Source organism: Pseudoalteromonas sp. 4NS20-0020 (assembly GCF_057554385.1).
Map to the genome: position 1 here is coordinate 451,237 of NZ_BAAJMI010000003.1, position 13,925 is coordinate 465,161.

General features: G+C 38.9%; 13 protein-coding genes. 7 read left to right on the forward strand and 6 right to left on the reverse strand.

Annotated features, from left to right (window positions below; genetic code table 11):
• Nucleotides 1-2: 2 nt before the first annotated feature.
• A complete protein-coding gene (locus AC27JL_RS09270; protein WP_487195457.1) occupies nt 3-1,265 on the reverse strand; it encodes a hypothetical protein in 1,263 nt (420 codons plus the stop codon).
• A gap of 234 nt (nt 1,266-1,499) precedes the next feature.
• On the opposite strand from AC27JL_RS09270, the gene AC27JL_RS09275 reads away from it, so the two are divergent.
• The 4 genes from AC27JL_RS09275 to AC27JL_RS09290 all read left to right on the forward strand — a co-directional run bounded on the left by AC27JL_RS09275 (nt 1,500) and on the right by AC27JL_RS09290 (nt 7,227).
• On the forward strand, nt 1,500-2,315 hold the full coding sequence (locus AC27JL_RS09275; protein WP_008133055.1) for an ABC transporter ATP-binding protein: 816 nt from the start codon (nt 1,500-1,502) through the stop codon (nt 2,313-2,315).
• Nucleotides 2,315-3,763: an ABC transporter permease gene (locus tag AC27JL_RS09280; protein ID WP_487195458.1), complete on the forward strand. Its 1,449-nt coding sequence runs from the start codon at nt 2,315-2,317 to the stop codon at nt 3,761-3,763. Before AC27JL_RS09275 ends, AC27JL_RS09280 begins: the two co-directional genes overlap by 1 nt.
• Nucleotides 3,760-5,031, forward strand: coding sequence for a DUF3526 domain-containing protein (locus tag AC27JL_RS09285; protein WP_487195459.1), 1,272 nt, complete (start codon nt 3,760-3,762; stop codon nt 5,029-5,031). Before AC27JL_RS09280 ends, AC27JL_RS09285 begins: the two co-directional genes overlap by 4 nt.
• A gap of 84 nt (nt 5,032-5,115) precedes the next feature.
• Entirely contained in the window at nt 5,116-7,227 is a 2,112-nt protein-coding gene (locus AC27JL_RS09290) for a TonB-dependent siderophore receptor (RefSeq protein WP_487195460.1), read from the forward strand.
• 68 nt (nt 7,228-7,295) lie between these two features.
• On the opposite strand, the gene AC27JL_RS09295 is transcribed toward AC27JL_RS09290, so the two are convergent.
• The 3 genes from AC27JL_RS09295 to msrA all read right to left on the reverse strand — a co-directional run bounded on the left by AC27JL_RS09295 (nt 7,296) and on the right by msrA (nt 9,865).
• Nucleotides 7,296-8,039, reverse strand: coding sequence for a substrate-binding periplasmic protein (locus AC27JL_RS09295; protein WP_487195461.1), 744 nt, complete (start codon nt 8,037-8,039; stop codon nt 7,296-7,298).
• Nucleotides 8,040-8,173: 134 nt separating this feature from the next.
• Nucleotides 8,174-9,088 (reverse strand): 2OG-Fe(II) oxygenase family protein, encoded by a 915-nt coding sequence (locus tag AC27JL_RS09300; RefSeq protein WP_487195462.1) that lies wholly within the window; start codon nt 9,086-9,088, stop codon nt 8,174-8,176.
• A gap of 177 nt (nt 9,089-9,265) precedes the next feature.
• A complete protein-coding gene (gene msrA / locus AC27JL_RS09305; RefSeq protein WP_487195463.1) occupies nt 9,266-9,865 on the reverse strand; it encodes a peptide-methionine (S)-S-oxide reductase MsrA in 600 nt (199 codons plus the stop codon).
• A gap of 214 nt (nt 9,866-10,079) precedes the next feature.
• On the opposite strand from msrA, the gene AC27JL_RS09310 reads away from it, so the two are divergent.
• Nucleotides 10,080-10,274 (forward strand): CPXCG motif-containing cysteine-rich protein, encoded by a 195-nt coding sequence (locus AC27JL_RS09310; protein WP_008133045.1) that lies wholly within the window; start codon nt 10,080-10,082, stop codon nt 10,272-10,274.
• A gap of 57 nt (nt 10,275-10,331) precedes the next feature.
• Here AC27JL_RS09310 and AC27JL_RS09315 read toward each other — a convergent pair whose 3' ends face one another.
• Nucleotides 10,332-10,532: a hypothetical protein gene (locus AC27JL_RS09315; RefSeq protein WP_487195464.1), complete on the reverse strand. Its 201-nt coding sequence runs from the start codon at nt 10,530-10,532 to the stop codon at nt 10,332-10,334.
• A 91-nt stretch (nt 10,533-10,623) separates the two neighbouring features.
• Here AC27JL_RS09315 and AC27JL_RS09320 point away from each other — a divergent pair, with 91 nt between their 5' ends.
• Nucleotides 10,624-11,112 (forward strand): GNAT family N-acetyltransferase, encoded by a 489-nt coding sequence (locus tag AC27JL_RS09320; protein ID WP_487195465.1) that lies wholly within the window; start codon nt 10,624-10,626, stop codon nt 11,110-11,112.
• Between the two features lie 15 nt (nt 11,113-11,127).
• The gene (locus tag AC27JL_RS09325; protein WP_487195466.1) at nt 11,128-12,009 is read left to right on the forward strand and encodes an alpha/beta hydrolase; all 882 of its coding nucleotides are present in this window, start codon (nt 11,128-11,130) and stop codon (nt 12,007-12,009) included.
• Between the two features lie 208 nt (nt 12,010-12,217).
• Here the strand turns inward: AC27JL_RS09325 and AC27JL_RS09330 are convergent, their stop codons facing one another.
• Nucleotides 12,218-13,426, reverse strand: a complete 1,209-nt coding sequence (locus AC27JL_RS09330; protein WP_487195467.1) for a porin — start codon at nt 13,424-13,426, stop codon at nt 12,218-12,220.
• Nucleotides 13,427-13,925 lie beyond the last annotated feature (499 nt).

Genomic DNA, 13,925 nt, shown 5'->3' on the forward strand with positions numbered 1-13,925 from the left:
AACTAAAAAACCATGCTAGCATTTAAGCTGAGTACATGTACTTTGTGACCTTTATCGACATCTGCAGGATTACTTAAGCTCCATAATCCCGCACCAACTGGTTTTATATCAAAGCGATCTAGTTGAGCTTTTAGAGCTAATCGCTCTGATAGTTGCCATTTTACACCTATGTTTATCGAATGCTGATGTACATAGGGAATCTTAATTGAAGCTTGAGCAGCTAGAGCAAGTTGTTGTATTGGTCTTGATATTTGTTCGGGTGTACCGGGTGAAAAAACAGGGTCAATTACTTTAATTACATTTTGGCGGTTTTTTGCTGCAGAAAAGCTAGTGTAAAATATTGCATTGTTTACTCGGTAACCTGCGCTAATGTAACTGTTGAGTACTGATGGTGCAATTATCCAATCGGACTCTGAAATACCCATTTCAGATTGAATAAGCCAATTATCATAATCGTAAGTAAGCCCAAATGCAGCGTACCTTATACTATTTCCCTCGGTATTAAATTTGTTCGATATTGTTTGCGCTTGTGGCCATATACTTTGCGGCACAGAGTCTAGTGAAGATATAAACTCATCCAATGCGGTTAGTTTGCAATCGCCAAAACCGGACCTTGATAATGAAAAACGCATTGTCCATGCATCTAAAGAGTATGTTGCACTAAGGGTTGTTAAGTTATCAAAATCAATAAAAAAATCGTCATTATAGGCCTTTATTTTTGCTGTAGAGCCACCATAAGCGAGTTTTAAGCGTAAGAAGCCATCGTTAATGGCTTTACTGTATTCAACGTCTATTCCATCAAAATTACCTGCAATGTTTGCAAACGAGTAATACGAATGAGGCGGGCGCACCCACAAGTAAGCGTATCCAACGTAAGGGTACTCAGAGAGTAAGTAAAGGTCGCTGTTTAACCTACCTGCGCGGATGGCCCAGTTACGTGATGGCCGGTAACGTACAAATGCAAGTTCTAAAAAATTATCAAAGCTTTTGAAGGCATGATCTTGTATCACTATTTGAACTACAGAATCCCAGTTATTTGACAAATATATATTTGCCTGGCCACCTAAAATTGAATCACGCGTAGCTGAAAAACCAGACTTGTTTACATTTGAATAATTAGATGCAAAGCCAATATCTGAGTCGTCAGTGTAACTAAGGGCAAAAGATGCAAATCCGCTAAATTGAACATCAATGTCATTTGCATAGCTTCTATCAGTTGCAGATATTGCCATTAATACGATGATAATGAAGCCTATGATCCGCATGTTATCCGGTATTTATTTAATTAAACATAATAAAAAGATAGCACAATATCTTAAATTACCAACTCGCCAGAATGCTAGGGTTGACGGACTGTGATCACCCTTTCAGTGCCATATTATTTTACACGCTCAGCTGCATGAAATATTGATTAAAAATACAATGTTATATTGTTGCAATTAATGGTTGTTATAGTATAACATTCTTCGCATTGAATATTTCTTAAATAGAGTGTGAATGTGACAACACCTACTGCAATTAATAAAACATCACAGATAAAACCTCAACCAACTGAAAATAATAGCAATTCTTTATTAAATAGTACTCATAAAAATAAAGGTGAAGCCATTATTGAAGTGGACTCGCTAAGTTTTAGTATTAAAAATAACGCCATTTTAAAAAACTTAAATTTTACTGTGGGCTCAGGCGAAATTTATGCACTACTTGGCGGTAACGGTGCGGGTAAATCAACCACGTTAAAAACGTTACTAGGTTTTAATAAACCAACGCAAGGGTCGGTAAAAGTAGCGGGTAAAGAGGTGAGCAAAGCACTTGACTCTGTTCGTACTAAAACGGCGTACTTACCTGAGTCTGCAACGTTATACCCGCATTTAACAGCACGCGAAAACGTAAAATACTTTTTATCACTTGCTGATATTAATAAAACAGATGAGCAAATTAATGCCGCGTTTAACCGTGTAGCGCTGCAACAAGCTGCATGGGAGCGTCCTATGCAAACGTATTCTAAAGGCATGAGGCAAAAAACCGCAATTGCTTTGGCTATTTTACGTGAAGCCCCGATATTTTTCCTTGATGAACCTACATCGGGCCTTGACCCTGTTGCCATAGATGAGTTTAACCATTTGGTGCGTGAGCTTGCATTAACGGGTGCCACTATTTTAATGGTTACGCATGATGTATACGGAGCCTGCCAAGTAGCTAACCGTATAGGGTTACTAAGAGCGGGCGAGCTGGTGGGCGAATTTGACGCGCCAGAAAACGGCCGCATTGATACCGAACAAGTGCATGCAGCCTTTGCGCAAAGAGGCGCGTAATGAGTATAAATAACTTTTCAAAGGTGGTTATAGTTGCCAAAGATGAATGGCGCTATTGGCTTCGCTCAAAACTAGCAATGACCGTTTTAGCCATTGGCTTACTGCTTACGCTTTCATCGGTTGTGGTGACCGCAATTACTATGCTTGAACTAAGCCATGATCGCCATGAACTTCAATCAAATGCCGAGCAAAGTTTTGTTGAGCAGCCCGATCGTCACCCACACAGAATGGTGCACTATGGGCACTATGCCTTTAAGACACCTTCACCACTGAGCACCCTCGACCCAGGTATTGACGCATACACAGGTAACTCAATATTTTTAGAAGGGCATAGGCAAAATAGTGCAATGTTTGCCGATCAACGCCAAGGTACAGCGCTTACTAAATTAGGTAGCTTAACGCCTGCTTTTATAGTGCAAACATTAGCGCCGTTACTGCTTATATTAATTGGCTACAGCTCTATTAGTCGTGAGCGTGAATCACAAACGCTGTCGTACTTATTAGCGCAAGGCACGTCGGGTATTACGCTTATTGCCGGTAAAGGTTTAGCACTGCTTTCGGTAGTGGGCTTGGTTATTGCGCCACTGGCTGTATCGGCTTTGTTTACGGTATCTGCGGGTGAAAGCTTATTAGCAGTTGCCAGTTTTGTTGTAGGTTACGCTTTATATTTAACTGTGTGGGTATTACTGATTTTACTCGCATCGAGCGTGTTTAGTAAAAACAGTGGTAGTTTTACGGCGCTTGCGTTTGTATGGATTTTACTGTGTATTGTTATGCCGCGCGTAGCAAGTACTACGGCCTCAACGGCTGTGCCATCTGCCGGTAAAATAGAAACCGATTTTGCTGTTAAAGCCGAGCTTAGAAAACTAGGCGATGGCCATAACACGAACGACCCTGCATTTAAGCAATTTAAACAATCACTCCTTAAAAAGTACAACGTAAATAGCATTGATGAGCTGCCGGTAAACTTTAGAGGTTTAGTAGCCAGTGAATCAGAGGCTAAACAAGCCAAAGTACTAAATCAATTTGCTGAGCAACGTATGCAAAGTGAACTTAAGCAAACGCAGGTATCGCGTTATTTTGGTTGGGTATCCCCTATGGTGGCTATTCGCTCGCTCTCTATGATTGTGGTGGGTACAAGTATTGAAACGCATCATCGTTTTTTACGTGAAACCGAACAGCTGCGTTTTGATTTTGTGCAAGGGCTTAACAAAATTCATATTGAAGAGCTTGATTACATAGATGATATGAACCGCAATGCTGATGCCTCAGCCACTAAAAAAGCACGTGTAAGCGCCCAAAACTGGCAAATACTACAAGACTTTAATTTTAATGTAGACAGTGCAGATGTTCGAGCACAAAGAAGTGTACCTGCGTTTTTACAGTTATTACTGTGGATTGTAGTACTTGTGGGCGGTATTAAATTTGTAGGAAAACGTTTGTTATGAGCTATTTAATTACACAACTTATGCGTGAATGGGGCTTTTTACTGCGCCAAAAATACGTAGTGGTATTACTACTGTGTAGCCTTGTTTTATCGGGTTTTGCTATTTACAGCGGGTTAAGCGAAGTAAGCGCACAGCAGCAAACAATAGAGCGCTTAAAAGCATCAGATCAAAGCGACCGCGCCAAAGTACAGAAAAAGCAAAGCGATGCAGGCATGTTGGCTTATTACAGCTTTCATTTAACGTACTCGCAGCCATCTAACCTGGCATTTGCTGCTTTAGGCGAGCGCGATATATTCCCGTGGAAACACCGCATTAATTTATTAGCGCTTGAGGGGCAAATTTACGAAAGCGATGCACAAAATGCTGAGCTGGCTCAAGCCGGCAAAATAGATTTTGTGTTTGTAATTAGTGCGCTAGCGCCACTGGTTATTATTTTGTTGTTTCATGATTTATTTGCAAGCGAGCGTACCAGCGGTAGGCACGATTTATTAGTCACTACAGCTAAGTCTTACTTTGCTTTGTGGGGCGCTCGTATAACCGTAAGGTTTGTAGCAATAATAGTGTGTTTAATGCTGCCAGTTTTTGTAGGCGGATTTATAGCTGGGGCAAGCGCGTATGAAGTGGCGTATGTATCGCTGCTCTGTATTGCCTACCTTGCATTTTGGACTGCACTAAGCGTGTGGTGGGGTAAAAATGCAACCAGTGCGCCACGTGTTGCCTCTAGCTTAATTGGTTTGTGGGTGTTGTTTGCTTTTATTATTCCTATTTTAGGCGACCTTGCTATAAACAAGTCAGTGCATTCGCCTAAAGGTGGCGACATTATGCTTACTCAACGCGAGGCCGTAAATGATGCGTGGGATTTACCAAAATCTGCCACTTTGCAGCCTTTCATTAAAGAGTACCCAGCGCTTGCACCATATATTGATATGAAAAGCGAATTTGAATGGAAGTGGTATTACGCATTTCAACAAATGGGCGATTTAAAAGCGGCAGAGCTTTCAAAGGCCTATCGCGACGCAGCCGCTAAAAAATACGAGTTAGCCGGTTTTGTATCTTGGGTTTCGCCACCGCTGTTATTGCAGCGCAGCTTAACCCGTGCAGCCAATACCGATTCAATTGCCGCGTATGCTTATGAGCAGCAAATTAGAGATTATCATCAACAATTACGCGAGTTTTATTACCCGTGGTTATTTTACAAAGGCGACCCAACTAAAGCTGCCCTTGAAAGCATGCCACGCTTTGAAAACACCACGCAAAGCAGCAACTAAGAATACAGCGCTAAACGTACCTGTTTAGCGCTATTAAAATTACTACATAACTATAAAATACTTACATTACTCACAAGGTTCACAATGAAAACCAATACAAAAGGGCTTAAGCTCACCTATTTAAGTACTTGCTTAGTAAGCTTATTTAGCAGCCACGTTATGGCCGCTGAGCAAAACCAGCTAAGTAAAAGCGTAAAGGATGACGCAATTGAAAAAGTAACCGTTGTTGCATCTCGCCAGGCTTATCAAGGTAACTTTAGCCCTTTAGAAACACCTCAGTCAGAGCTTAAAATTGATTTAGAAGCCCTTGAAAACGCAGGCGCAGTAAGTCTTGATCAAGCGCTTGATTTATCAGCCTCGGTTGCACGCCAAAACAACTTTGGTGGGCTGTGGAATAGCTTTTCGTTGCGTGGCTTTGTAGGCGATGAAAACCTGCCAAGTAATTACTTAGTAAATGGCTTTAATGCAGGACGTGGCTTTGGTGGCTCACGTGATTTGTCGGGTATTGAGTCGGTAGAGGTTTTAAAAGGTCCGCGAGCGGCTTTATTTGGCCGTGGTGAACCAGGTGGCACAGTAAACTTAGTTACTAAACGCCCAACGTTTGATACCGCAGGTGAAATTAAGCTCTCTGTAGGTAGTTTTGATACTTACCGCGCCGATGTTGATTACACCACAGCGCTTAACGACGACGTAGCAATTAGACTGGTTGGTTTTTATGAAGACGCCGAAAGCTTTAGAGATACGATAGAAACCACTAAACAAGGCTTTAGCCCGTCAATCGTGTGGAATATTAATAATAACAGCCAACTAATATACGAGCTTGAATATAGCGACCAAGAAGTACCGTTTGATAGAGGTGTATTAGCCATAGATGGCGAGCTTGGCCTTATACCTGAAAGCCGCTTTTTAGGTGAGCCGGGCGATGGCCCAATTGAAGCCGATGTACTAGGGCACCAGTTAGAGTATATTCATGACTTTGATGATAACTGGAGCATTTTATTTGGTGCAAACTACCGTGATACCTCTATGGAAGGCTTTGCAACCGAAACCGGTTTTGGTGGCGTAATTGATGGCGAAGTAAATCGCTTTAGACGCTACCGCGACTTTGATGCGAAATACCAAGTATTTAGAACTGAGTTAAGTGGTAATCTTGAGCTTGGCGGGTTTGAGCACCGTTTAATTATGGGTGTTGATGCCGATAAATTTGAAAACGACCAAGTCATTTTACGTGTACGTGGCGATCAATACATTAATGTATTTAACCCTGTTTACGGCGCGTATGAATTACCAACGCCAACATCAAATACTGACCGCGTAGAGATTCAAGAGTCGGTAGGGGTATTCATTCAAGATCAAATAAGCCTAACCGATAAGTTAGATATACGTATTGGTGCACGTTTTGATGATTACGAGCAGCGCTTAAATAACCGCTTAGCTAACATCAAAACTAAACAAACTGAGTCACGCGTGAGCCCGCAGTTTGGTGTAGTTTATGAAGCAAGCGATTATGTATCTGTTTATGGTGCTTACGGTGAGAACTTCCGTCCGCTTTCGGGTGCCGATGCCAATGGCGAAGGTTTTGAGCCAAACCAATCTACATCTGCAGAGGTTGGTGTTAAATTTACATTAAACGATGGTGCCTTATTTGGTACTGTTGCCGTGTTTAAAGTAGAGCAAGACAATATGCTTGTTGTAGACGATGCAACAGCGTTTACTTTTGCAGCCATTGGTGAAGCACAAAGTAAAGGGATAGAGATAGACCTAACGGGTGAGCTTACCGATACGCTTGAAGTTTGGGCGTCGTATGCGTACGTTGATGCAACAATCGAAAACTCATTTTTTGATGCCAACTTTGGTTACACAGTAGAAGCGGGCGCGTCACTATTAAACGTGCCAGAGCAACAGCTTAGCTTACAATTAGTACAATCAACAGTTCTATACGGTAAAGCCATTAAGTTTGGTGGTGGTTTATTACATGTGGGCAAGCGTAACGGCTTTTTTGGTACCGACTTTGAGTTACCAAGCTACACAACAGCCCGTGCTTTTGTAAATTACGATGTAACAGACGCGATTGGAATTACGGCTGAGGTAAATAACCTGTTTGATGAAACGTATTACACAAACTCGTTTGCCGATGCATGGGTACAACCTGGTACACCAAGAAACGTTAAGTTTTCTGCATCCTATAAGTTTTAAACGTATCCATTAAAACGATATAAAAAAATAGGCTGCTTATATAGGCAGCCTATTTGTTTTTAAATTAATTATTTTAAGTATCCATCAAAAATTTGCTTGTACTTGCCGGATTCTTTGAGTTTTTGCAGTTGTAAATTAAAGTCATTGCGTACTTTTTTAGACTTAAATAAATATCCATTAGGGCTTTTTCCAAATAAAGGGAACCTATCAATTTTTTGTGTTGTATCAATATCTTTTATATTTGCGCTAAAGTAGTCAAAGCTTTGTTTATCCATTTGTATAACATCTACCTTGTCTAAGTACAAAAATTTAACTTGAAGCGATTGGTCGTGTATTTCGTTATACAATGGATTAGCTTTAGCCATATTTGCATACTCATCTCCTAAGTGAATGGCAGCACTTGGCCATGACAATAGACTATAATTTTTCAAATCGGCTATTTCACTCAATTTAAAGTTGTTTTTACTTAAAGCAAAAGCAAGATTTTCGTATGTATAAGACGCATATGATAAATAACCTTTTAGGATGTTTCCGTTTGCAGTATTTAAATTAATATCTGCTACTACATCGATATTTCCTTTTTTATACTCTTTTACACGCCGAGTGTAAGGATAATATCGAGACTCAATTGTGTAGCCTAAAGGTGTTAAAGCCGCTGTAATAATATCTACTGTTAGACCACTATTTGAATCAGGGAATACGAAAGGGGGAAGTTTTTCACCAAAACCTACTACGAGCGTTTGCTCAGTGATTGATGCATTAACGATGGGTGATAATAACAATGCGGCTATTAAAATGCTGTTTAACGTCATTTCTACTGCAATAAATTAACTATTAATGTTTAAAAGATAGTTATTAACGTGTAAAGCAACAAGTAAAAAGCCCATTAAACTAATTATTAATTAGCTTTAATGGGCTGATTGATATCAGTTTTATACAGGGGTATTTAAAATGGTGCGTAGCCATCGGGTGTTGTTACTGGCGTAGTCCAGCGCTTTGTAGCATCTATTACTGGGCGTTGTGCGCCTTGAGCTGGTAAACGCCCGCGGTCGCCAAACAACCACAGTACAAAGTTGGTTCTATCGCCACTCGTTATGGGTTTAGCAGCATGTGCCACACTTCCTCTGTGGATCATCGCGATACCTGGCTTAAAACTAAGTTGAGTTACTTTACCTGTAACTAGGTCGTAAAAATCAAGCTCAGAACCGATAAACTCCTCACCCGGTAAATTTAAATTAATATTTAACGTTACCGCTGATGCATCAGTATGTGGGCGAATAGACGCATCTGTACTTGGGTCGTAGTAAATAGAAAAACCAAATGTTTGCGTGTCGTAACCTGTAATTTCAGGAAATAATAAACGCGCTATAGGGCGCATATAGGTGTTTAGCATTTCGTTATAAAATGTTTGAAAACTAGGGGCTGCTAAATAGCCTTCTGATCGTTTATCGAGCATAACGCCGCGGCGGTTTAATACAATACCGTACGGTGGGCGCATTGGGATGTTAGAGTCCCATACTTGATCAAGGTAGCCACGTAAAACGGTTAGGCGCTCAGGATCAAAAAATTGAAACTGAAACACATCAGGTGCCACTTCCTCTAAAAGCACTTTTACTAAATGCTCTTTAGATGGATTTTCCCATGCTTGTTGTATGGCTTCGCGTAAATTTTTATCGAGTAACGAATCGTCTAGCGTAAAGGTAGACGCGTCAACTTCGCTTGCTTCCCATTCTTTCCACGCGTCTGAAATTAGGTCGTCGTTGCTTGCCCAAAACTGCTGTACCGAGTGATCACGGTTTAACATTTCTTGGCGTGTTGGTAAATCTAGAGCACGGGCTAATTGTAATTGTTTGGTTTTCATACGATGTAACTCCAGTTATTTAATACAGGTTTAACAATCTAGGAGTTAAGTTTATTGTAGAGTTAAATATTAATAAACTGGACAATAAAATAAACAGTATTAATAAAAAATTAATAATAGCATCGTTTAATGCCTTTTTAAGCGTTAAAAAGGCTGCATTAAATGCAGCCTTTAATTTTAATGCGTAACTCTGTCGCCCCAAATATCTTCTAGGCGACTGTCTCGTCCGCATCGCCAGCGATAAGTGTTATAACGGATAGGATTATTTTTGTAGTAATCTTGATGGTAACTTTCTTTTCCTTTGATAGGGTAGAACACCGTTGTATTTAAAATTGGCGTAACAACGGTTTGACTAGGAAACTCTTTAATAACACTTTGTTTGGATTGCTCTGCTAATTTACGTTCTTCTTCATTAGCAACAAATATAGCACTGCGATAACTGGGGCCTTTGTCGCAAAATTGGCCTTTCGGATCAAAAGGGTCAATATTAACCCAATAATGATTGAGTATGTCTTGATAGCTTACAATGCTAGGTTTATAGGTAATTTTAACCGCTTCATAGTGTCCTTTATGATTACCATTATATGTAGGGTTTTTAATTTTACCCCCCGTAAAGCCAGATATTACGTCGGTTACGCCTTCAAGTTTCTCAAAGTCTGATTCCATACACCAAAAGCAACCACCTGCAAGCACTGCTTTTTTTGTCTCTTCTGCGTAAGAGAGTGTGCTAAATAAAACGAGGGTAGACGCTAACGTTAATGAGAGTGTTTTTTTCATAAAAATATCCACCTTTATAATTAATTTAACTATACGTTTAATTAGACCTATCAAGTACAAAAGGTATTTCATATTTTTATCTAACAAATTTGGTTTTGGTCAAAAGTGTCTAATTTATATTTTAATACTATGTATTCCACTAAAAACGCAGTTGAAAAGTTTAACCGTGTTGATTAAGGTTAATTCATTGATGATGTAATTTACCCGGTGTTAGATGAACCAATTAACTGAGGAATCAATTAGCTGCCCGTATTGCGGTGAAGTTATAGAGGTATTACTAGATGCTGCAGATATTGATGAACAATACATAGAAGACTGCCAAGTATGCTGTAAGCCTATTTCGTTTGTTGTATTTGAAGACGACGGCGAGCTAAAGGTAAATGTATACAGTGAAGACGATACATTTTAAATTGGCGCAAATTATAAAAAAGGCTGCATAACTGCAGCCTTTTTTATTGATGGAGCGTTAGCTATTTTGTTCTCGAGCTAGCTGGTTAGGGAGTAGCTCTTCAATAATTTCACGTGCTGGTAATGTGTAACGTGTGCCATTAAACATGACTGAGGTAAACTCATTTATATTAGTAATGCCGGTTAGGGTCCAACCTTCACCACGTTTAGGGCAGTAAACTGTTGTTGTTGGTTGTATCACTTTAAAGTCGTCACTCATGCTTGGCTGCTCTCAATTTAATGCTTGTTAATACGTTATGGTAAGTTAATAATACGCGTTCATAAAGTGCTATTTAATTTTGTATTAGAACATGTATAAAAATTTGGCTACACCTCGTGTCACGCTTCGCTTAATATCCCATAAAGATGCTGCCAGTATGCATGCTATTTTAAATAATCCTCTTGTTAGCCAGTTTAATGACTACACAACACCCCTTAGCAAAAGTGATATCAAACAATTAATACAAAATGATATTAGCGGCTATTATGAGGGAGAGGTTATACGCTTTACGATTACCCAGAATACCCTCAATAAAGTAATTGGTAGTTGTGGTCTGTATAAAATTAATAAAGAAGCAAGAACCGCATTTTTGGGTTTTGAATTAGATCCTGAATTTTGGCAACAAGGCTACATGAAAGAAACGCTGCAAACTTTAATCCCAAAACTTGTTATGCATTATGAGTTAATTACGCTTTACGCAGAGGTTAACAAAGCTAATACGGCTTCGTGCAAGTTGCTTGAGGGACTAGGGTTTACTAATGACGAAAATATTTGGTTTTGTAGTCTTAAAAATAATTAGTAAAAAGAGAGATACATGTCGTTAAAAATTAATAAAAACTATCTAATTAACCTAGTATTAGCTGTCATTACGTTAAGCTTACTTATTTTAGGCGGCCGCTACTACAATCATTATGTATCGGCTTATACAGACATTACACTTGATTCAAAAATTTTAAATGAATCGCGTAAGGTATTTATTAGGCTACCCGTTAACTACGATACCAATAAAGTTTATTCGTTAATAATAAAAACCGATGGTAACTTTAACCTAGATACGTGGAACGAATCATTAGCGTCATTCTCAAACAAAGCACAGGCTGAGCAAGCTATATTGGTTTCAATCCCTAACTTGTTTTTTACGGCTACTCGAAATCGTGATTTGGTACCTCCTTATGCTCGCCAAGACGTTAATACCCAAGCGCCTGCAACAAACAATATAGAACCCAACGGAGAAGCAGATAAGTTTTTACAGTTTATAGAGTTAGAATTATTACCTTATTTAACTAATCGATTTAAATTAAACAATAACCGTATTTTAAGTGGGTTTTCTGCTGGTGGCAGTTTTGTGCTTTATACGCTTCATACTAAACCGGATTTGTTTAATGGCTATTTTGCGTTTAGTCCTGCTGCTTGGTATGACGATATGACGGTAGTAAACAAAGTTGACTCGTTTTTAAAGGCGTCGAATAAAAGGTTTAAAAAGCCAACGTATTTGTTTTTATCGGTAGGTGAGGAAGAGCATCCGCTTATGTTAGAGGCGTATAGTAATTTAGAGCAAGCATTAAAGGCCAGCCCTAACGAGCACTTAAAGTGGGAATCTATTATTAATCCCAATGCGGAACATAACGATAATCCACGACTTAGTGTTGCAGATGCGTTAGGTGGATATCAAAAGTTTTTAAATAAAAGGCCTTAATATGTTGCTAAACCAAGCATTGTAAACAGCCTAAAATATATATATAAGTTTGCTTTAAGTAAGTTTATGTAAACCCCACCAAGAACACATCATACAATATATGGTAAAAGCGAATCTTAGCAGGTGATTGTATATGAGAAATAATAAGCAAGAGTGAGGTTAGGGCACAGCGCCCTAAGTCACTAGAGCGCGAAAGGGTAATTACTTTCTACAATTGATATCTAAATCCAAATGCGATGCCGTCATCTTCTGACTGCTCCATTTGTGCTTGCTGATCTTTATCATTGCTTTCAAAGTCACTAAAATCTTTACGTGCTTCTATATACGCAATTGTGTCTTCGTCAATTAAATAATGAACACCAATAACAGCAAATTGACGTTTAAATACATCGTTCGGATCGGTATTAAAGTTTGGCTGAATAACGTAATCATCGCCTGCATCAAATACGTTGTAGGCAATAAAAGGGCGAACATCGTTATCAAAGCGGTACGATGCAAATGTTTCTATACCTATTGCGTCTTTAATTAAGCGACCCAGATTATCGGTGTCATGATTTTTGTTTTTATTAATATTAGCTGCAAAATAAAGACCTTTTTGATCGACGCGACCCCACATAATGCCTGCACCATATATTAGGTCTTCAACATTTTGTGTGGTGCCATCACCGTAAGTTAAATCAAACTCGCCTCGGTTTACACCGGCTGTAAGCGTTAACATGTCAGTAGGGGTATAAGTAACCGAAGCACCAAAGGTGTAGTTAAATTCTACTTGTTGGGCAGCTGTATCGCCTGCATTCCAAAGCGTTTCACATTCTTGTTCTGTAATGTCACTAACGTCACAGGTATAAAACTCGCTGTTTTTGAGCTGTGCTTGCAGTGTAAAACTTAAGTCATTGTAGCTACTACGATATTGAATAAGTTTATCGCCTCGGCCCGTACCGTTTACTGCGCCATCGTCTTTATTATAGGTATAAACACCCGCTGCATTACCATCCCATACAAAGCTGTTATTTGTGCCATAAACAACGTCGTACCATGCACCCCATTGCTTACCAATTGTAATTTGGCCGTATTTATCATGCGAAAGGCCGGCATAACCTAAACGGTTATATAAAAATTCATCCTGAATTGATTCAAAGCGATTGTTGTAAATAATATCGCTACTACCTACAGGGTTTACACCCCATTCAACTAGTCCTAGGGCTTTCCAGCCTTGCTTAAGTTTTCGGTCAATTTTAAAATTTATACGTGATGTACCGTTCACGACTTCAGTTTGGTTTTGCGTATTTATTACTCTTACGTCTATAAAACCACCTACACTCATTGAATTGCGCTCGTCCGTGTATATGTTTACTTCAGAGAATACTGAAGGGCTAACCATTATTGCTACTAGCATTGATGTTAGTTTCAATTTCATTGTGTGTTTCCTTGTGTGCGATGTGGTCAATCATAAGTGCAGGGCACACTAGCAAACACCTTTGTTTGTCAAAAGTGAAAAAACATCATCGAAATTTTATACATAATAGGTAGACATTCACATTGAGTTAATTGTGTTTTTAAGTTGTTATGAATGTGTATTTTTATAGTAAATACACAAGTAGTTTGAAAATTTACAACCTTAAAAACATTTAATTATTGTGATGATTTTTCAAGTTAGCTATTAATTATGTTTCTAGTATAAAAACTCTAATTCTTATGTTTTTCAATTAAATAGCATAACCTTACTTAATTTTTAAAAATTTATATGAGCATGGCTTTTAAGCCTTAAATTTAATATTAACCATAAGGTAAATACGAAAATAAAATAAGAAATCTATACTCTTAATCATTAAGTTTTGGTGCTTGGTAAGTTTGATTTGTGATAGAAAAATAGGCCATTTTGGTTTAAACTGCGCGCAATTTAAATACATCCTGTC

Excerpts from the sequence above, each read along its gene's own strand:
- AC27JL_RS09270 (WP_487195457.1), bottom strand. The coding sequence starts at position 1,265 with ATGCGGATCATAGGCTTCATTATCATCGTATTAATGGCAATATCTGCA.
- AC27JL_RS09290 (WP_487195460.1), top strand. The coding sequence starts at position 5,116 with ATGAAAACCAATACAAAAGGGCTTAAGCTCACCTATTTAAGTACTTGC.
- AC27JL_RS09300 (WP_487195462.1), bottom strand. The coding sequence starts at position 9,088 with ATGAAAACCAAACAATTACAATTAGCCCGTGCTCTAGATTTACCAACA.
- AC27JL_RS09320 (WP_487195465.1), top strand. The coding sequence starts at position 10,624 with ATGTATAAAAATTTGGCTACACCTCGTGTCACGCTTCGCTTAATATCC.
- AC27JL_RS09295 (WP_487195461.1), bottom strand. The coding sequence starts at position 8,039 with ATGACGTTAAACAGCATTTTAATAGCCGCATTGTTATTATCACCCATC.
- AC27JL_RS09280 (WP_487195458.1), top strand. The coding sequence starts at position 2,315 with ATGAGTATAAATAACTTTTCAAAGGTGGTTATAGTTGCCAAAGATGAA.
- msrA (WP_487195463.1), bottom strand. The coding sequence starts at position 9,865 with ATGAAAAAAACACTCTCATTAACGTTAGCGTCTACCCTCGTTTTATTT.
- AC27JL_RS09310 (WP_008133045.1), top strand. The coding sequence starts at position 10,080 with ATGAACCAATTAACTGAGGAATCAATTAGCTGCCCGTATTGCGGTGAA.
- AC27JL_RS09285 (WP_487195459.1), top strand. The coding sequence starts at position 3,760 with ATGAGCTATTTAATTACACAACTTATGCGTGAATGGGGCTTTTTACTG.
- AC27JL_RS09325 (WP_487195466.1), top strand. The coding sequence starts at position 11,128 with ATGTCGTTAAAAATTAATAAAAACTATCTAATTAACCTAGTATTAGCT.
- AC27JL_RS09315 (WP_487195464.1), bottom strand. The coding sequence starts at position 10,532 with ATGAGTGACGACTTTAAAGTGATACAACCAACAACAACAGTTTACTGC.
- AC27JL_RS09330 (WP_487195467.1), bottom strand. The coding sequence starts at position 13,426 with ATGAAATTGAAACTAACATCAATGCTAGTAGCAATAATGGTTAGCCCT.